14 protein-coding genes are annotated in these 20,164 nt (G+C 51.8%); 4 read left to right on the forward strand and 10 right to left on the reverse strand.

From position 1 onward, the window contains the following. Positions 1–21: 21 nt before the first annotated feature. The 10 genes from FOA19_RS21470 to FOA19_RS21515 all read right to left on the reverse strand — a co-directional run bounded on the left by FOA19_RS21470 (position 22) and on the right by FOA19_RS21515 (position 13,180). Positions 22–1,008, reverse strand: coding sequence for an NAD-dependent epimerase/dehydratase family protein (locus FOA19_RS21470; RefSeq protein WP_149092889.1), 987 nt, complete (start codon positions 1,006–1,008; stop codon positions 22–24). After that, complete coding sequence (locus FOA19_RS21475) at positions 1,005–2,123, reverse strand: GNAT family N-acetyltransferase (protein WP_149092890.1); 1,119 nt, start codon at positions 2,121–2,123, stop codon at positions 1,005–1,007. The genes FOA19_RS21470 and FOA19_RS21475 overlap by 4 nt, the downstream gene beginning before the upstream one ends. Next, the gene (gene spt / locus FOA19_RS21480; RefSeq protein ID WP_149092891.1) at positions 2,101–3,342 is read right to left on the reverse strand and encodes a serine palmitoyltransferase; all 1,242 of its coding nucleotides are present in this window, start codon (positions 3,340–3,342) and stop codon (positions 2,101–2,103) included. Before spt ends, FOA19_RS21475 begins: the two co-directional genes overlap by 23 nt. Before the next feature lie 171 nt (positions 3,343–3,513). Further along, positions 3,514–3,936, reverse strand: coding sequence for a MarR family winged helix-turn-helix transcriptional regulator (locus FOA19_RS21485; RefSeq protein WP_149092892.1), 423 nt, complete (start codon positions 3,934–3,936; stop codon positions 3,514–3,516). A 439-nt stretch (positions 3,937–4,375) separates the two neighbouring features. After that, the gene (locus FOA19_RS21490) at positions 4,376–4,630 is read right to left on the reverse strand and encodes an acyl carrier protein (RefSeq protein WP_149092893.1); all 255 of its coding nucleotides are present in this window, start codon (positions 4,628–4,630) and stop codon (positions 4,376–4,378) included. A 257-nt stretch (positions 4,631–4,887) separates the two neighbouring features. Further along, positions 4,888–8,091 carry an efflux RND transporter permease subunit gene (locus FOA19_RS21495; protein ID WP_149092894.1) on the reverse strand — a complete coding sequence of 1,068 codons (3,204 nt, stop codon included), beginning with the start codon at positions 8,089–8,091 and terminating at the stop codon, positions 4,888–4,890. Positions 8,092–8,128: 37 nt separating this feature from the next. After that, positions 8,129–9,190, reverse strand: coding sequence for an efflux RND transporter periplasmic adaptor subunit (locus FOA19_RS21500; RefSeq protein ID WP_149092895.1), 1,062 nt, complete (start codon positions 9,188–9,190; stop codon positions 8,129–8,131). A 24-nt stretch (positions 9,191–9,214) separates the two neighbouring features. Then, positions 9,215–10,570 (reverse strand): TolC family protein, encoded by a 1,356-nt coding sequence (locus FOA19_RS21505; RefSeq protein WP_149092896.1) that lies wholly within the window; start codon positions 10,568–10,570, stop codon positions 9,215–9,217. Between the two features lie 71 nt (positions 10,571–10,641). Next, positions 10,642–11,124 carry a GbsR/MarR family transcriptional regulator gene (locus FOA19_RS21510; RefSeq protein ID WP_149092897.1) on the reverse strand — a complete coding sequence of 161 codons (483 nt, stop codon included), beginning with the start codon at positions 11,122–11,124 and terminating at the stop codon, positions 10,642–10,644. Between the two features lie 421 nt (positions 11,125–11,545). Then, on the reverse strand, positions 11,546–13,180 hold the full coding sequence (locus FOA19_RS21515; protein ID WP_149092898.1) for a M28 family peptidase: 1,635 nt from the start codon (positions 13,178–13,180) through the stop codon (positions 11,546–11,548). Positions 13,181–14,432: 1,252 nt separating this feature from the next. Between FOA19_RS21515 and FOA19_RS21520 the strand changes: the two genes are divergently transcribed. The 4 genes from FOA19_RS21520 (at position 14,433) to FOA19_RS21535 (ending at position 19,915) form a co-directional block, all read left to right on the forward strand. Next, a complete protein-coding gene (locus tag FOA19_RS21520) occupies positions 14,433–15,515 on the forward strand; it encodes a sensor histidine kinase (protein WP_149092899.1) in 1,083 nt (360 codons plus the stop codon). Then, positions 15,496–16,254 carry a LytR/AlgR family response regulator transcription factor gene (locus FOA19_RS21525; RefSeq protein ID WP_149092900.1) on the forward strand — a complete coding sequence of 253 codons (759 nt, stop codon included), beginning with the start codon at positions 15,496–15,498 and terminating at the stop codon, positions 16,252–16,254. Before FOA19_RS21520 ends, FOA19_RS21525 begins: the two co-directional genes overlap by 20 nt. A 193-nt stretch (positions 16,255–16,447) precedes the next feature. Beyond that, positions 16,448–16,651: a hypothetical protein gene (locus FOA19_RS21530; RefSeq protein ID WP_149092901.1), complete on the forward strand. Its 204-nt coding sequence runs from the start codon at positions 16,448–16,450 to the stop codon at positions 16,649–16,651. Positions 16,652–17,110: 459 nt separating this feature from the next. Beyond that, entirely contained in the window at positions 17,111–19,915 is a 2,805-nt protein-coding gene (locus FOA19_RS21535) for a TonB-dependent receptor domain-containing protein (RefSeq protein WP_149092902.1), read from the forward strand. Positions 19,916–20,164: the final 249 nt, after the last annotated feature.

The following is a 20,164-nucleotide window of genomic DNA, read 5'->3' on the forward strand; positions in this document are numbered from 1 at the left end:
TCTAATTAATGTAATCTGTTTTTATAACCACTTATTCTCCTTATACCATCTGATGGTCTGCGAAAGCCCTTTTTCAAGGTCATACTCAGGGGTATAATGTAAGTCTCTTTGCAGGCGCTGGATGCTGCAGTTCCAGTTCTCAGCCACCAGCTCGCTTATCTTTTCCCGGTTCAGGGCCGGGGTTTTGCCTCCCGCCATCTTCTCAGACACCGTAGCCATGACTTTGACCAAACCCAAGGGAAGATGAAACCGAAAGGCTTTCTTCCGGAGGACTTTTTTGGTGAGGTCTGCCAGGGCGTACCGGTCATAGCTCTTGCCATCCGAGACGTTGAAGCTGGCTTTGGTGACTTCTGACGTCAAGGCCTGCAGCACCACTTTGGCCAAATCCTTCACGTACACGAAGCTCAGTTTCTGGCTCATTTTTCCAATATAAGGATCTAACCCCTTGCTGATGGTGGAGAATAGGATGAAGATGTCTTTCTCCCGGGGGCCATACACGGCGGTGGGCCGCAACACCACCAGCGGCAGGTTCTCTAGCTGGGCCAGGTACTTCTCGGCGAGCAGTTTGCTGCGGCCGTAGTTCGTGACCGGTTGGGCGGTGGTTTCCTCGGTGATGATTTGGGCCTCTTTGTAGGAAACCGGCCCCAAAGCGGCCAGACTGCTAAGGAAGACAAACTTCTTCAGCGGAATAGCGGCCTGCGAAGCGGCCAACCCCAGGTTCCGGGTGTAGTCGGCGTTGACGGTGTTGTATTCCTGCGCATCTTTCGCCTTGGTGATACCGGCCGCATGGATGATGTAGGTGTACTGCTTTTCCTCCAGTTCCTTTTGCAGGGCTGGCACGCTGGTGAAATCAAGGTGGGTGTACTGGATAGGGAAGGCCTGCAGGTGGTCAATCTCGCTGGAAGGACGCACGGCCGCAAAGACGTCTAGTCCGGCGTTTACCGCTGCCTCCACCAGGTGATAGCCCACAAAGCCACTGGCGCCCGTTATCAGTACTCGTTCCTTCATATCGCCTTTTGATAGATGCGGTATTTCTTGTAAGGTTTAGCGTCCATGTTCAGGAGGCCTTGGTTCATGAGGGTGTTGTTCTCCAGAATCCAGGAGGCCTCGGCCATTTTCATGTTTTTCTTCTTGAACTGCTCCATGGCATGGCCGTAGAAGCAGGCCTCGATGCCCAGTTTGCGGTAGCCTTCCAGCACGCCCAAAGCAATGATGCGCAAGCCGTTTATCTTCTTCTTTTTGAAAAGCAGCTTAAAAATACCCGTAGGCAGCAGCCGGCCTTTCTTCACGTTGATCAGGATCTGGTTGATGTCCGGCACGGAGAGCGAGAAGCCTATGATCTCACCTTCATGCTCGGCCACCATGCAGAAATCGGGGTCCAGGATCATTTTCATGTCCTTGGCCATGTGGTCAAATTCCTGTGGGGTCATGGGCACAAACCCCAGGTTCTGGTCCCAGGCCTTGTTGTACACCTCTCTTATTTTAGCGACCTCCTCTTTGAAGTTCTTCAGGCTGATCTTCCTGATTTTGATGCCTTTCCGGTCCAGTCGTTCCTCCAGCACCTTCGTCATCCGGAAAGGGCGCTCGTTGTAGCCTTGGGTGAACTGGTAGGCAATGAGGTCCACTTTCTTGTTCAGGCCCGCGTTTTCCAGCAGCCGCAGGTAGTAAGGCTTGTTGTAGGTCATCATCACCACCGGCGGCGAGTCAAATCCTTCCACCAGCATGCCGCAGGTTTCGTTTGTGGACGGGTTCACCGGCCCGATCATGGTTTCGGCGCCCTGGGTTTTGAGCCACTTGGCCACCTCTGAGAACATCAGGTTGGCTACGTCCTGGTTGTCTATACAATCAAAGAACCCGAAGAAGCCGTCCTTTTCATTATTGGTCTGGTTATGGTTGCGGTTGAGCACCGCGGCAATGCGGCCCACAATTTTCTTCCCCTCGCAAGCTAGGAAAGGCTGCACGGCGGAATGCTCATGGAACGGGTGCTTGCCGGGGGTAAGCAAATCCCACTGGCCCAAAAACAACTCTGGTACGTAATTAGGATCGCCCTGAAAAAGCTGGTGCGGAAAGTCAATAAAGGCTTTGAGCAGTCTCTTTGAGTTAACGGGCACTACTTGCCACATACACTTCTTGCTTTAGGTTGATCTCAAGTTCCTTGAAGGCCTCCGTGAGTTTGCCCACGGCTTCCTCTATTTGGGCAAAGGTGTGCGTGGCCATCACCGATAAGCGGATGAGGGTAGAGTCGGCTGGCACGGCGGGGGCCACCACCGGGTTCACGAAGATGCCTTTGTCCTGTAGGGCTTTGGTCACCATAAACGTCTTGTAGTTGTCCCGCACGTAGATGGGGATGATGGGTGATTCAGTGGGGCCCAGCTCAAAGCCTTCTTCCTGCAGGAGTTTGGTCATGTAGCGGGTGTTGGCCCAAAGCCGTTCCATCCACTCAGGTTCGGTTTCAATGATGTCCAAGGCGGCCAGGGTGCTGGCCACGGAAGCAGGCGACATGCTGGCGCTGAAGATAAGCGAGCGGGCGTGGTGTTTCAGGTACTGGATGGTCTCCAGGTCTGCCGCAATGAACCCGCCCAAGGATGCCAGTGATTTGCTGAACGTGCCCATGATGAGGTCCACCTGGTCGGTGAGGCCGAAGTGGGAGGCCGTGCCGGCGCCTCTTTCGCCAATCACGCCCAGGCTGTGCGCGTCATCCACCATAATGCTGCCGCCGTAGCGCTGCGCGATGGACACCAACTCCGGAAGCTTCACAATGTCCCCTTCCATGCTGAAGATGCCGTCCACCACAATCAGTTTAATGGCATCGGCAGGCAGCCGGCTGATTTTCCGCTCCAGGTCTTCCATGTCATTGTGCTTGTACTTGAGCACTTTGGAGAAGGAGAGGCGGCTACCGTCAATGATGGAAGCGTGGTTGAACTCGTCCAGGAGAATATAGTCATTGCGGCCCGTTAAGCTGGAAACCACGCCCAGGTTTACCTGAAAACCGGTGCTGAACACCAGAGCAGCCTCTTTGCCCACAAAAGAAGCGAGCCTACGCTCCAGTTCCAGGTGAATGTCCAGGGTGCCGTTCAGGAACCTGGAGCCGGCGCAGCCTGTGCCGTAGTCATCAATGGCTTTTTTGGCGGCTTCTTTGATCTTGGGGTGGTTGGTGAGGCCCAGGTACGCATTGGACCCAAACATCAGCACCTTTTGCCCGTCAATGATTACCTCCGTGTCCTGGGCAGACTCTATGGATCTGAAATATGGATAAGCGCCTGACTCCCTGGCTTTCTCTCCGGCTTTCTCAGGAGCACCCTTCTCCCGGTTCGCCAGCTTCTCGCTTAATTTTTTTGTCATATCAATTGACATTTACTAGTCTTAAAATGGCCGCACGTGCAGGTTTCCTCAATTATTGGCGTTTTGACAGCAACATGGGGGAGGTGGATTCTTGTATCTGTGGAGTAGTTGACCGCGTCAACTATATATTTGGTAAGTAGTTGAGTTTATCAACTAAATATATAAAAATTTTTAAACTTTATTTCTAAAGTGCAACGCTACTTTCACAAAAGTATCCACTTCTTCTTTGGCCAAGCCATCCTGCAATTTGGTATTGATCCTATGTTCTATTTGCAGGGCCTGCTTTAGCAGGGTTTTGCCCAGCGCCGTGAGGTGCAATGTCTTTTTCCTTCTGTCACAGGTATCCCCGGTTCTCTCCACCAGCTTTTTCTCCTCCAGGGCCGCAATCACCCGCAGTACCGCCGATTTATCGATTTTCACGATATCGGCCAGGTCTTGCTGGATCAGTTTGTTGCCCTTAGACAATACATTCAGGAAGATGAAATGCTGGTAAGTGAGATCAAGGTTCGCAGTCTCAAATTCTTTCTCTACCGCTTTGCCCAGCACAAGGCCAGTTCTGGCGATAAGCAAACCAAGATGTGACGCCTCATTCATTTCTTACCCTTTTAACTGAGGCAAAGTTGGTAATAATAGTTGATGAAGTCAACCATTATCTGGTTTCCTAAACGATAGCGCCACGAAGCCAGAAAAGTGGGTTACAGCAGTATGCGTCAGCTAGATACATCTCTTGAAATATTCATTGGGTAGCTCATGACAAAAGGCTTTTTGTTTCTTCCTTGCGCCGAGCAGCCAAGTGGTCCAAGAAGCAGGCTTTTGGTTTAGGTGAACCATTCTTAAGGCTGGTGATCACCAAAACAAAGCTTGTGGTTGATGTCTTGGCTACCCTTTTAGATCTCTTTTTTGGAAACGAGGCCCTTAACAGCAACGGTATTTTCTTTCTAAAAAGCAGCACTCAGGACGGATGACGTTTTTGGACCGATTCTGGAAAAACAGGCTGGAAACGCCTTTTCCTTTTAGTGCGCCTTGCTAGTGCCTAGTTGAGGTTCTTGGAATGGCTGGAAACAAAGTCCACGAGGTCTCCCAGCGTATTCAGCGGAAGTTCATCGGGGATGTCAATCTCAAAGCTTTTCTCCAGTTCCCAGATGACGCTGACCAAATCCACGGTGTCAAAACCGAATTCTTTGCTGAGGTCAGAGGAGGTGCGGAGGCGCGAAGGCCTGATTCGCTTTACGTCATTGATGATTTTCACCACCTTCTGGGTAACGGATGGCACTGCTAGGGATATCATAGAAATGGGGTAAACGTGTTCTATAGAAGTCTTTTAAGTACGATTGGAAGTAAGCCGCTGATTTTTGGCCTGTTTTCTCAAAAACCGGAGCAAACTGCTCTGAGGTTTTGGAAGACCGGAAACAAACAGGGCGACAAATGTACGACACCCTTTTGTTTGTATCCTTATGTTTCAGGTATCCTGCATGAAAGTGATAAAAACGGGCGCAAAATGCGCCCGCCTTTACTTATCATTCATTATTCAGGTGGTGTTGGGTTTTAGGCCACTGCGTGTTGGCCCTTGTGTTCTTTCTTCGACTCCAGCTCAGCGGTTTCGCGCTCCAGCTCTTCGGCGGTTTTGTCAATCAGGACAATCTCGGTGGTCTTATCCCATCCGAACTTGGCTAGGATACGGTCAAAGCCATAGTAGATAATCGGCACCACAATCAGGGTCAGGAACATGGAAGAGCTCAAGCCCCCGATCAAAGCCCAGGCCAGACCGTTCTTGGTGGCGGCGACAGAGCCACCCGCCAACGCAATCGGTAACATACCAATCACCATCGCCAGGGTCGTCATCAAGATCGGGCGGAAACGGATGCGCACGGCTTCCAGCAAAGCGTCTTTCACGTGGTGTCCTTCCTTCTTCATCTGGTTCGTGAAGTCCACCACCATAATGGCGTTCTTAGCTACCAAACCAATCATCATGATAATCCCCAGGATAGAGAAGATACTCAGTGACTGGGCTGCCAGAGCCAGGGCCAACAAGGCCCCAATGATGGCCAGCGGAATGGAGAACAATACCACCAGCGGATACACGTACGAGTCATACAAGGCCACCATGATCAGGTACACGAAGATGATAGAAGCCAGCAAGGCAATCCCCAGCGTACCGAAACCTTCGCTTTGGTTTTTCAAATCACCGGCGTAGTCCACCGTTACCCCGTTCGGGATTTTGATTTTGCCCGGATTGTCATTCGTGCCCAGAATGGCCTGGATATCGGCACCCACGGAACCAGACGGACGCCCGATTACCTGTGAGTTCACGTTCAACGACGTCACCCGGTTTGTACGCTCCAACTGAGAAGGACCGGTAGACTGCTTCACATCGGCGAACTGACCCAGACGCACGACCTTGCCTTGGTTGTTGATGAAGGAAAGGTTGGCGATGTCGGTTACGTTGCGGCGGTCAAACTCGTCCAGACGAATGTTGATGTCATAGTCCTCGGTACCAGAGCGGAAGGTGGCGTCTGTGTTTCCGGAGAAGGCCATCTGCATCCCAGCACCCACACTCTCCAGGGACATGCCCACGCTCGCCATCTTGTCACGGTCCACAATCACTTCAATCTCGGGGTTACCGCCTTCCACAGACACTTCCACGTCCACGGTTCCTTCCACGCCTTCCACCACGTTGGTCACGCGTTTAGAGAAAGCGATCAGGGTGTCTAGGTTAGAGCCAGACAATACCACCTGGATAGGGGCCTGGGCGTTTCCCACCAGACCTACCGGTACCGGTGAAACCTCCACGTTAGGCAATCTGCTTTCAATATCCGCTTTGGCTTGGCGGCTGAACTGCTGCGTGCTGAACGACCGCTCTTTCACATCCACCAGAGCCACGGAAAGCTCAGCTTGGTAAGCAGAGGTTTGCCCTGCCTGGGAAGAAGCCGTGGTACCCACGGTGGTAAACACCCGCTTCACCTCAGGAATTGAGCGCAGGTACTCTTCCACTTGTTTGGTGGCGAAGTTGGTTTGCTCTACGGTGGCGTTCTTTGGTAACTCCAGCTGCAAGCTCACCTCACCGCGGTCACCGGCCGGGATAAACTCAGACCCGATGTACCCAAACGGCACCAGCATGAACGAGGCAATCAGCAGCACGAAGGTCATGGCCAGCGTGATGAACTTGTGGTTGAATGCCCACTGCAACGCACCGGTGAAACCTTCAATGATTCTGTCCAGCAAACGCTCAAACCACAGGATAAACCGCCCAAACATGTTTTTGTCAGACACGTGCTCCAGTTTAGAGAAGCGGCTGGCCAGTAGCGGAATCAGGGTGAAGGCCACGAACAGAGAGATCATGGTCGCAATAGCCACTACCACGGCAAACTGGCGCAAGATGTCAGATACCAGACCGGTGGACAAGGCAATCGGCACGAATACCACCACAATTACCAGGGTAATAGAGGTAACCGTGGCCATGATTTCCTTGATACCATCGTAGGCCGCTTGCGCCGGGTTTTTCCCCATTTCCATGTGCCGGTAAATGTTCTCAATCACCACAATGGCATCATCCACCAGGATACCTACCACCAGCGAGAGCGCCAGCAATGACATCAGGTTCAACGAGTAACCCAGCAGGAACATGGCAATGAACGTGGCCACCAAAGAGGCCGGGATGGACACCATCACAATCACCGCGTTACGCAGGGAGTGCAGGAACAAGAGCATCACCACGGCTACCAACACAACGGCAATGATCAAGTCATGGATTACGGAGTCAGCGGCTTCCAGGGTAAAGTCTGAGCTGTCTGAGGCGATGTTGAACTTCAGGCCTTCTTTGGCATAGATCTTCTCCAGGTTAGCCAAAGCGGCTTTGGTCTGGTCACTCACCTCTACGGCGTTGGCATCTGACTGCTTCTGAATAGTGATCCCCACCGATGCTTTGGAGTTGATACGGCTCAACACGTCCACGTCTTTCTGGGTATCCTGTACCTCAGCTAAGTCTGACAGACGCACCACGCCGCTCTGGTCATCTCTGATCACCAGGTTGCGCAGTTGGTTCAGGTCTTGGTACTTACCCGCCAACCGGAGCTGGGTCTGGCCGTTCTCGTTTTTGATTCTACCGGTAGGGAAGTCCAGGTTGGAGTTCTTGATCTTCTGCTGCACCTGCAGGATAGAGATCCCGTACGCCTCCAGTTTGTCTGCCTGGATGTTCACTTTGATCTCCCGCTCAGCACCACCCAACACTTTGATCTGGGCCATGCCCGGCACGCGGGACAATTCCGGCTTGATTTTGTTGTCTATCAGGTCGAAGAACTCGGTGGCTGGCATGTTGGCCGTGGCCCCCATCTTGATGATAGGCAAGTCATCGAAGTCAAACTTGTTCAAGGTAGGCGGATCTGCATCTTCGGGCAAACGGGCCAGAATGGCGTTGATCTTCCGCTGGGCATCCTGCAAGCTCAGGTCCACGTTGGTGCCTTGGTTCAACTGAATAGTGATGATAGAGAAACTCTCCAAAGAGGTTCCTTTCATCTCCTTCACGTTCTCCAGGGCAGAAAGCGCGTCTTCAATCTCTTTAGTCACGGAGTTCTCCACCTCGTTAGGCGAGGCTCCGGGATAAAGGGTGGTGATCGTCAACACGGGCGGGCTGAACTTAGGCAGCAACTCGTAGTTGAGTGATTTATAAGAGACAACACCTAGCAGGGTCAGGATGGTGAAGACCACCACCACTAAGGTTGACCGCTGGATAGATAATTTGGTTATGTTCATGTTCTAAACTTCTTCTGTAAAAAGAAAAGCGATTTGATTACTTAAGGGCAGTCACCTGGATGCCTTCGCGCAGGTTGATCTGTCCGCTGCGTACCACTTGCTCACCCGGCTGTACGCCCTCCAGGATTTCTACCTGATCTTGGGTCACCGTACCCACTTTCACTTTTCTGAGGGTGGCTTTGTTGTTGATTACCACGTACACGCTTGGGTCCTGGATGCTACCCACAATGGCTTCACGCGGCAACAGCAAGGCATCACGCTGCGCGTTTACCGGGAAGAAGGCAGTGCCGTACATTCCCGCCCGCAGGTTGTTGTTGGCCGTGTTCTTCACCTCAATCTCCACGTCAAATTTCAAGCTGGCGTCTGCGGATGCACCAATGGCCGTTACCGTACCGTCATACTCCTGGGCACCACCGGCGTTGGCCGTTACTTTCACCTTCTGGCCACGGCTGATGAGCAATACTTCAGCCTCAGATACTTTCACGTTCAGCTTCAGGCGGTCCACGTTCACAATGTCATACAATTTGGTGCCGGCATTGGCATTCAGGTAAGAACCTACCTCAATGTACATCTCGTTGATCTCGCCGTTGATAGGAGAGGTTACGCGGGTATTGGATTGGTTCTGGCGGGCGGCTACCAACTGGGCGCGGGTGGCGTTCACGTTGATCTGGGCATCTTCTAACTGGCGCTTGGTCACGGCATCACCGGCTACCAGGTTTTTCATGCGTTCCAGGTCTTTCTGGGCCTTCTGGTAGTTGGCCTGGGCAGTGGCCAGGTTGGCGCTCATGGTATTGTCTTCTACCTGAATCAGCAGCTCACCGGCTCGTACCTTGTCGCCTTTGCGCTTAAGCACGCGTTGAATCTGGCCCGAAATCTCAGAAACCAGGGTAAGGCTCTGCACCGGCTTGAAATTCCCCTGCGCGGTGAATGACTTATCCAGCTTGGCAGACTGCACTCCTGTTAGGGTCACCGGAATGGCTTCGCTCTTGATCTCGGCCACAGCGGCCTTCTCCGTCATTTCCTTTTTGTTCTTGTTGAGGGTATAAGCTACTGCGCCTACCAAGACTACAACAACGAGGATATAAATCAGTTTTTTCATTTTAGTGGATATACAGAATGGGTGTTATTGGATAAGGTTCTTTAACTCGCCGCGCGCTCTTACATAGTTCAGTTGCGCGATTTTATATTTCAGTCTTTCGTTGTTCAGGTTGGTCTGGGCATCGCGTAAGCTTACCTCAGCCTCCAGCAAATCTGTCAAAGGCGACAGCCCTTCTTTGTAAAGGCTGTTGGTGGTGTTGTACACCTCCTGCGCCAGCTTCACGTTCCGCTCCTGGTTCTCAATGGCCAGTTGGCTTGTAGAGATTTGCTTCACCGCATTGTCTAAGCCCATCTGCGTGTTCAGCGCCAGGTTCTGCATGTTCAACTCGGTTTTCTGCACCTCAAGCTGGGCCTGTCTTATCTGGTTTTTCCGTTGGAAACCATCAAAAATGGGGACGTTCAATCTCACCCCAAGGATGAAGGTGTTGAACCAGGGTTGGTTGGTGTCAAAGAAGTTGAACTCGCCGCGTTGCGCGTTGTAAATGTATTGTCCAAAGCCAGCCAAAGAAGGGAAGGCACGGCCTTTGATGTTTTCAACATTGAGGCCATACAGCTTCTTCTGGGTTTGGAGTGCCTGGAAATCTGACCGGCGGGCCAGAACATCATTCACATTGCTGTCAACCGGAAGTACCACGTCTGACAGGGTAGTGGAGTCTGAAATCTCAAATTGCTGCTCTATGGGCATGCCCATGAAGAACTTCAAGGCATTTTTCTGCTGCTCGTAGGCAGAGGCCAGGGTCTGGCGCTGATTCTCCAGATTGGTTTTGTTTACCGTGATGCGGTTTACATCTACCTTCTTGGCGAAATCATTTTTGTACTGTAGCTGCAGGATTTTCTCCAGCTGCACCAACCGGTTGTAGTTCGCCTCAATGGTGCTGAACTGCTCTTTTGTCTGGAGCGCCTGCAGGTAAGCCGAGCTTACGTTGTAGATCACATCTTCCTGGCTCATTTGCGTGCGCAGACGGTACAAGTCACGGGTGGTGGCCGCTGCCTCCAAGCCTACAAAATAAGACTTGCTGAAAATCAGCTGAGACAGCTCCAGGCCGCCAGAGGCGTTGTATTTCTGACCGAACTTCACCGGGATATAGGTGCCAGGCTGGTTGAAAAATTCACCCGGCAGCAACTGGGTAGCAATAGAAGGCGACACGGTAACCTGACCGGTTCCATTCACCTGCGGCAGACCAGATCCTTTGGTTTCGCTGATCTTGTATTCGGCACCTTGCTCATCTAATTGCGCTTGCTTGATCCCAATGTTGTTGCTGGTAGCAAAACTCAGGGCGTCTTTCAGCGTGAGAACAGTGCCTTGTGGCTGGGTTTGGGCATAACTGAAGCTGGCCACCAAGGTTAGGAGCAGGCTTAGTATGAAACTCTTCTTATTCACGGTTTTTAATAGTAATTGGTTTGTATCTTATTAGTTAGTTCTTAATAAAAAGAACCAAACAGGCAAAAAAATTATTTCTGTCTTTCTTTGAGCCACTTCTGCATTAAGGCCGGAACTTCCTTTGAAAGGAACTCCATGAACTCAATGCGTTCTAGCACCTTCTCATTCATCTCGGGGTTCACGTTGCCTCTCATTTCGTTGGCCTGTCTCAGCAGTTTGCTGAAGCCCAGGATGGATTCCATTTTGTTGATGACCTCCTGGTGCCAGTTGTCCAGCAGCACGCTGAAATAGCGTTTCCGGTCGCCCGGGAAGGTAGTGTACTCAATCACGCGCATCTGCAGCAGCATGTTCAACGCATTGCTGGTGGCGCTCTTGCTGATGTTCAGGGTCTCAAGAATCTCCTCAAAACTCAAGCCCGGCTTATCAGAGACAAACAGCAGACCCATGATTCTCCCGGTGGCAGGAGGGAAGCCCTGCTGCTCATGGAAAATCCCGATCTTCTCAATCAATTGTCTTTGTTCTTCTGTTAGCTGTGCCACGATTGTTCCTTTCATTTGTTTAAGAACAGCACAAAGGTAGTAGTTAGTTTCTTTGGTTCATAATTTTGAGAACCAAATTTATTGAATTTTTAACGACATGAAAATGCAAGTCATAAATTACTGATTGTCAATAAATTGTAGCTTAATGAATGGTTTTTGAATGCTTGCAAACTAAAACAGTCTAGAAGATTTTTTCTTGAACATCAGTTTTTAGGTGCTATTCATAAAATCATGCTCAAAACGACTCTGCTGTCGAAAGCCTGAATTTAGTGAAGGAAACAAAGTTCCAGGGATATGAACAGCTATGAGCTAAAAGGAGCGAAGTCCGCCTGTTTTTATATGCACGCAGCCATGTGGCAGAAATGAAAAATCCCGATTCGGGGCTGATTTTTGGAAAACAGCCCCGAATCGGGATAAAGCCTTTGATAAGGAGGTTCTACTTTTTGTAACGCACCCCGAAGAAGTCGTTCGGGTTCCAGGTAGGGCGTTCTGTGGCCTGAGCCACCTGGTAGCTGATCAGGAAGTTCAGTTGCACGTAGCGCTTGCCGGCCTCAAAATCAAAGGAGTCGTTGAGCTCGTCCTGTGGTTTGTGGTAGAAAGAGGCGCGCCAAACCTCCACCTGCTTGTTCAGGTTGTTCTGCCCATCCTTGGTTTTGTTTCCGTATTTGATGTGCAGTGCCGGGATGCCTTGCGCCACAAAGCTGAACTGATCGCTGCGCACAAAACGGTTCTGGTCCGGCTCCGGGTCGGCTTCCACGGCAATGCCCAGGTAACCTGCCGCGTTGGCCACGGGTTGTTTCAGCGAGGAATGCTCGGCGCCCAACGCCACCGCCGACAGCAGCGGCGCAATGATAGTGGGCATATCGGTGTTGATATCGGCTACAATCTTCTGCTTGGGCACGGTAGGGTATTTGGCGAAGTACTGTGAGCCCAACAGGCCCATTTCCTCACCGGTCACCAACACAAACAAAAGCGAGCGCTTAGGCTTCTGCTTCAATTGGGAATACACTTTGGCGATCTCCAGCACGCTGGCCACGCCAGAGGCATTGTCATGGGCCCCGTTGTAGATAGAGTCTCCTTTCACGGGCGTACTGATGCCCATGTGGTCCAGGTGAGCGCTGTGCACCACATACTCCTCGCGAAAGGTTGGGTCTGAGCCGGTGATCTTCCCAGCCACATTGTACGAATCGAAATCTTGGTAGGTAGAGGTGAACCTGGCCTGCACCTTGGCCGGCAACGCCGCCGAGTTGGGCGTTCCCTTCTGGAGGTTGGCTACCACTTGAGCCGTATCAAGGCCGGCACCCTGCAACAAAGTCTGGAACGAGGCGGCATTGACGTAAGAAAGCATCTTCACCTGATCAGAGACAAAGCTGCCCGAAGCGGCTACTTTCCCATTCGCGCCCATCACGCTATTAGCCCCGCGCGACAGATCCGGTACTCTGGCTTTGGGGTTGTTGTTCCCGATGATGACGCCCACGGCGCCGTGGTCTACGGCATTCTGCAGAATGGTGGAGAAGTTCACGCTGGCGGCCGCAATAGTGGAGTGGAAGTTCTTAGGCGCGCCTCTGAGGATCACCACCACTTTCCCTTTCACGTCCAGGTTGGCGTAGTCATCATAACCCACCTCAGGGGCGGTGATGCCGTACCCGGCGAAAGCCAAAGGGGCCTCCAACGTGACCGCAGGGTTCTGCGGATTGGGGTAAACGGTGAACTCAACGCCAGGGATCAACGCTTTGGTGCCTTGGCCGGTGGAGAAGGACAACGTGGCGTCCTTGCCTGTGAACGCTTTTCTAAGTCTCACGGTCTGCAGGTAAGTGCCGTTTTCGCCGCCCGGCTGGATGCCCAGCTTCTTGAACTGCTGCACCACGTAGTCTACGGCCATCTGGTAGCCCGGAGTGCCGGGCAGGCGCCCTTTCAGTTTATCATCCGCCAGGTACTGGATGTGGGCTTTGATGGCCTCTGGTTTCACGGTGTGGAGTTGCTTGGTCACCTCTTTGTCTAAGGTAAGCGACTGCGCAAAAGAAGTGCCCGAGGCAAGCAGGGCACCCAAAAGAAGAGATTTGAATTTCATTTTATAGATAAGTGGTATCTGGTCTCTAAAATAAAGAAGAAAAAACCGAACTGCGGGCGTACCGGATCAAGATAAAGCGAGTTCAAGGTTTAAAGGACGTTTTCGCAAAATCCATGCTAAACCAGAATACGGCTGCAGATTCTCTTCAACAGCTGGAAGTGTGCTGCAACTACAGCTTTCCGTTTTAGACCTGTTTTCCAAGAAAAGGCCTTAAAACAGAGGCCAGGTTATCAGGGAGAACGGCAAGGCTGCGCCAAAACTTCCCAGGGTGAGGTAATAAAAAATCCCTGCCGCAAGAGGAGGCAGGGATTTTATTTATGCATTGGTGTTGATTAAGTCTGGGAAGGGCTTCAGCGGCACCTTGCCGGCAAACTCCAGAACCTTGAATTAGCGCGACTGCTGACGCACTGGAACGGGTACTGGCTGCAGGGTAGGACCGGTTAATCTTGAAATCAATTCTTTCAGTAACGAAGCGATGGATGAAACTGTGTTGCTTGTCATGGGTTTGTAAATAAAAGTTGGACAGGGTTGAGCAAGTGGGTTTCCCGTTGCCAGAAGTTCATAGAGCCTGTTCTCTCCCTTCTACCATTGTACTCTCAACGCCGGTGGATCAAGAAGATTTTACGGCGCATGAATGAATATAGGAATTAATTTTTACAATTCTTTTCAATTTTCATTCTTGTAGATACAACAATAAGAATAGCAAAGTCTGTTCCAATCTTTCTGAAAAACTTAAAAGTTCTCCAGAAAGAAATCAAAGAGTAATTCGACTGATTTAATTGCCTGGACGCTACAAAGTCCTATTTAGCCGTTTCACTTCCAAGATTGTCCTCTTTGCCTCTTTTCTGGTTGTCTCCCGCTTCTTCTTACGCCAAGTTTGTGAAAAGAACTGCCTTTCTTTATGCTTTTGTTAACGGGCGCTGACAGATTATTGCGGTTTATCACCTGAGTCAGGTTGTCTACCTGATAAGAACAACGATGTAGGACAGAAGTTTTACAGGGCAAAATAATAAACCGTGCTTCCGTTTTCTGAAAGCACCCTGAACCAGAAAGGGGAGAAAAGCAGTGTGCCCCGGAACAGCCAATCTGTTTAGGAGCCGATTCTTTAAAAATGACCTAGAAATGTTCTTCACCTACTGCACATTGAGGAGCCCATCTCACTGGGCGCTTCTTTTATTTTTCTGTACGGGTCGTGAAATGGGTATGGCAGAAGGGCATCCGTATGTAAAATCATTAAGTAGCTTTACGCTTCATGGAGCAGGAATCATATAAAAAAGGCTTGTGGAAAGTAGCCGCCATTACCACGGTGGCTTGGGGAGTCATCAGTCTGTTCCCCGTGATCAATGCGGGCCGACCGTTTTTCTTCGGAGACCGTCCGCACCGGCCGCGCCTACGCGATCTTCCTTTTCCGCGTCCGCAGGAGAACATCTTTCTATCGTTCCTGGAGATCTCGGTGCTCATGCTTTTCCTGTGGTTTATCAATATCTACCTGTATGGAAAAATCAGCAAGCGAGAGTGGCGGGAGAAAACCAAACGCGTGGTGCGCTACGCCATCAGTTATCTGCTGACGGCAGTGGTGTACTACGGGGGCATTGCCCTCATTTTCGTCATCACAGACGGGGCCCGGTTCCGGATTTTTCCGCTTATTGTGGCGCTCACCAACAACACCATCATTCTGGTGCTCATGGATTTGATGATTCTGCAGCGCAAGAGCGCCCAGATTGCGGTGGAGAACAGCGAACTCAAAATGAATCACGCCATCGCGCAGCACCAGCACCTGAAGCACCAGCTGCAGCCGCATTTCCTGTTCAATTCGCTCAATACGCTTAAGTCACTCATCAAGAAACAGCGGCCCGAGGCCGAGGAATACCTGGTGCGGCTCTCGGCTTTGCTCCGGGCTTCCATTTCCTCGGGGAACGAGACCACCATTCCGCTGCAGGAAGAACTCAAGCTCTGCGTGGATTACCTGGAGATGCAGAAAGTGCGGTTCAAGGATTCCTTTTCCTATACCATCGACATCCCGGAGCATATCCTCTCCACCGGTTGCCTGCCCATTTTCTCCCTGCAGTTGCTGGTGGAGAATGCCATCAAGCACAACGCCTTTACCGTAGAGGAACCTTTGCGGATCAGGATTTCCTACAGCCCCGAGGACACCATTTCGGTTTGGAACAACAGAAAGCCCAAACAGTCGCTGGAGCCATCCTCCGGCATCGGGTTGAAGAACCTGGCGGAGCGTTACCAGGTCATCTGCGGGCATGGTGTGGCCATTAAGGAAACCGATCAGTATTTCTCTGTTGAATTAAAGCTGCTTTTCAATGAACATTGTCATAATTGAAGATGAACCCCTCACCGCCGAGGACCTGGAAGACACGCTGCTGGAAGTAGAGCCCGGCGCCAAAATCTTGGCGGTGCTGGCCTCCGTGAAAGCGGCCATCGCCTACTTCAAAGAAAACCCTCAGCCCGATTTGATTTTCTCGGATATCCAGTTGGGCGATGGGCTGAGTTTTGAGGTGTTCCAAGCCGTGGACATCACCAAACCGGTGGTATTTTGCACCGCCTATAATGAGTACGCGCTGGAGGCTTTCAAAGCCAACGGCATAGACTACATCCTGAAGCCGTTCAGCCGAGAAACGATCCAGAAAACGCTGCTCAAATACAAAAAGCTGCAGGAAAGCCTGGCCCCCGCGAAACCCGACTACCAAGCCCTGCTACAACTTCTTGACCAACGGCCAGCGCAGAAGCCGCAGTCCGTTCTCGTGTTCCAGCGCGACAAGATCATTCCCTTGCCCCTTGACCAGATTGCGGTGGTGTACTCCCAAAACCTGGTCACGCACGTGCTCACCTTTGACCAGAAGAAATATACTCTCAACCAGAACATGGAAGAGATGGAAGCCCTCTGCGGCAACCAGTTTTTCCGGGCCAACCGGCAGTTCCTGCTCCACTACAAAGCCATCAAGGAAGCCTCCCAGTACTTCGGGCGCAAGCTCTCCGTCACGCTCAACATCCCGTTCCAGGAAGAGATCATTGTGAGCAAAGCCAAGAGCCCGCTGTTCCTCCACTGGCTGGCCCAGTAAGAATTTGTTTTTAACAGGCATAAGGGAATGACGGTCAGAAACTGTCATCAGGATACCCTGCGCCCAGTGTTTTCCTTTCAGCCAATTTAAAGTCGTTTTCCTGAAAACAGGCGCTAAACCAACATCAGTTCAACCCAAAAGCTAGACCATTTGCCTCAACTCTACTTCAATTGAAACCAACCTTTCCCGTGTTATGGAAGACAAACGCATTGCAAAATTGGAGAACGAGATTGCCCTGAAACAGAAATGCCTGCACTCAGCGGAACTCCAGAAACTGAATAAGAAGGTGGCCATCTTGCTTATGGAGGACCTGAAGGAACTCAAGTTTCAACTCAAAGGCTTACGGCAGCAGCAAGCTAAAATGGCTAAAAGGAAGTCGTTTGTGGCGGCATACTGATATAAAATGCTACACACATTCCGTCCCCCTTTGAAGGGGGTAGGGGGATGATTTCTCGTGCAAATCAAGCATTCCCGAAATGTAGGGGTAATCCCTTGTGGTTACCCTTTACACAATCAACCTATTTGCGCCGTGGCACAAGTAACCGTTTCTTCAAACGGCCTTGTCATCCCCCTACCCCCTTCAAAGGGTGACGATATACCCGCTATTCCTGAATGCAAGATTCTACCTCTACTTGGCAAACATTCTTAATTGAAAGCCTTCTTAGTACTCTGTTTACAGGCTGGTTTCTTGAAAATTGACATAAAACGGCTGGCCATTTACAAAGCATAATAAGTAAAGCTGCAGCAGCTTCAAGGTAGGATTTGTCCGCTTCACGCAGGTTTAGGTGGTGGCGCGGGGCATGTTTCAAGACATTTGTTTCATCGGGCGGATAGCCTATCACAGATGTTCTGACGCATGAAACGGTTCCTTTTATTGATGATTTTATTGGCGGGTGCCACGGGTGCCTGGGCCCAATCTTTTTCCCTGAGCGGCAAAGTGGTAGATGCCTCTGATAAATCGGCGCTGCCCGGCGCCACCGTGATTCTTACCCGCTTGTTAGATTCGGTCCAGACCGTGGCCAGCACCGAGGCTAGCGGGGCGTTCAAGGTGCAGGTGCCCGCCGGCAACTACTCTCTTAAAATCACTTTCCTGGGGTACCAGACGTTCCAAAAATCGGTGCCGGTGATGGCCTCCGTAGAGTTAGGGACGCTGGCGTTGGCGCTGAACTCCCAGATGCTGAACGAGGTGAAAGTGGTAGGCAAGATTCCGCCGGGCGAGCAGAAAGGTGATACCACGCAATTCAATGCCGCCGCTTTCAAAACTGCCCCCGATGCCAGCGCCGAGGATTTGGTGCAGAAAATGCCGGGCATTACGGTGACCAACGGCACGTTGCAGGCGCAGGGCCAGGACGTGAAACAGGTGTTGGTAGACGGCAAGCGCTTCTTCAGCGATGACCCCAGTACCGCCCTGCGCAGCCTGCCCGCCGAGGTGATTGCCAACATCCAGATCTTCGATAAGAAAAGCGACCAGGCCGAGTTCAGCGGCGTGGATGACGGTAACGCCGCCAAGACCATCAACATCATCACCAAACCAGAGAAACGGACGGGGCAGTTCGGGAAAGCCTCGGCGGGCTACGGCTCCGATAACAAATACATGGTAGGCGTGGCCGTGAACTCCTTCAGCGGAGACCAGCGCCTCACTTTCACCGGCCTCACGAACAACATCAACCTGCTGGATTTCTCGGTGGGTGAGACGCCGGGCGGCGGCATGCGCGGAAGGCGGCCTCCCATGGGCGGCGGCACAACCTCGGGTCTCATCTCCACCAACACCCTGGGCCTGAACTACAGTGACCTATGGGGCAAGAAGATGGAGGTGAGCGGCAATTATAAGTTTACGGACCGAGGTATCACCAACAACCAGTTCCGGGTGCAGAACTATACGCTGCCTTCAGATTCTGGGCAGGTGTACTCAGAGAACCGGTTGAGTTCTTCTGCCACCAAAGACCACCAGTTCAACTTCCGGCTGGATTATAACCTCAACCCCAATAACCGCCTCCTGATCACTCCCAGCCTCACGGTGCAGGAAAATACCACTGATAACCAAGTCGCCAGTGCCACCTCTAACGTGAACGGCGCCCTGAACACCTCAGAGAGCGCCACCCAGGCGCAAAGCAAGTCGCTGACGTTTAACAACAACCTCCTGTTCAGCCATAAATTTGGGAAGGTAGGGCGTAATTTATCGGTTAGCCTCAATACCAGCTATACCAACAGCAGCGGAGACAATGGGCTGGCGGCCAATACCATTTACTACCGCGGAACGGAGGGGAACCAAACGCAGAACCTGTTCACAAACCAACGCCGCACGGGTTTCTCCTGGGCAGGTGACCTGACCTATAACGAGCCGGTGGGCAAAAGCGGGCAGATGCAGCTTATCTACAATCTGGGCAACCAACGGAATGATGCAGACAAACAGGCCTATGACCTGGTGGAAGGCACCGGCGCGTATAGCCAGTTGAATACCGCTTTAAGCAATACCTTCCAGAGTTCTTACTTCACGCAGCGTTTCGGGACGGGGTATCAGTACAATGAGGGCAAACTGCGGCTTCGGGTGAATGCCCGCTACCAGTTGGCCACCCTGGAAAACGACCAGGATTACCCTACGGAGGACTTCTACACCCGGCGGTTTACCAGCCTTTTGCCCTCGGCAGACCTTACTTACAAGTTCTCGCAGAGCAAAAACCTTGACCTCAACTACACCACCAGCACCAACGCCCCCTCGGTAGATCAGTTGAGCCAGGCCATTGACAACTCAAATCCGCTCCAGCTGTACCAGGGAAACCCGGGCTTGCAGCAGAGCTACGCGCACAACTTCCGGATCGGATTCCGCAACTTCAACCCCGAAACCAACCGGGTCTTTTTTGTGGGTGTTTTTGGGAATCTGGTGCAAAACTACGTGAGCAACAGCATCACGAGAGCTACTACTGAGCCCATCACACTGGCCAACGGGCAGGTTCTGGAGAAAGGGCAGCAACTCACCACGCCGGTGAATTTGGATGGCTACATGAACGTGCGCTCGGTTTTCCACTTGGGCCAACCAGTGGGTTTTTTGAAATCCAATTTGGGGGTGAACGGCTCGGTGGGGTACACCCGCACGCCGGGCCTGACCAACGGCCAACTGAACATCGCCAGTGCGCCCAACGTGGGCGGCGGACTTTCCTTGAGCAGTAACATCAGCCCGAAGATAGATTTCAATATCTCCACCAACGGTACTTACAACTTTGTGCAGAACTCGCTCCAAGGCCAACTCAACAACAACTACTTCACCCAGAACACCAGCCTGAAATACAACTGGATCTTCGGGCCGGGGCTGGTGTACCGGACCGAGCTGAACCACCAGTACAATTCTGGTTTGTCTGAGGGGTACAATGCCAACTACTTGCTCTGGAACATGAGCATCAGCAAGAAGTTGTTCAAAAGCCAGGCGGCCGAGCTGAGTCTGAGCGTGAATGACCTCCTGAACCAGAACGTGAGCGTGCAACGCAACATCACCCCGCAGTACGTGGAAGATGTGCAGTCCAGCGTACTGCAGCGGTTCTTCATGCTCACCTTCACCTACAACCTGCGCAACTTCACCGGCACCGCGCCACAAGAGCAGAAGCGAGACCGTGATTTTCAGGGCCCGCCTTCTGGCGGATCACCGGGCAGACCACCCCAGGGATAACCGGTGCTTGAATCAATAGATAAAACGCTTTTGCCAATGGGGTGAAAGCGTTTTACGTTTCGGGCTTGAATTGGTGAAAACAGCCCCAAAAAGAATGGGCCGTTTGACTTGCCGGTTCTGTCCGGTTCACTTCAGGAATTGTCCGTTTTGCCCAAATCAGCTCAATTTCGCCCTTTTCTGGCACCTGCTTTGCAACTAGCTAGGCACAAGGGCAAGCAGCCCGGAACAAAATAGAAACTCTAAACCCAT

This window comes from Rufibacter hautae (assembly GCF_008271695.1).
Classification (GTDB): Bacteria; Bacteroidota; Bacteroidia; order Cytophagales; family Hymenobacteraceae; genus Nibribacter; species Nibribacter hautae.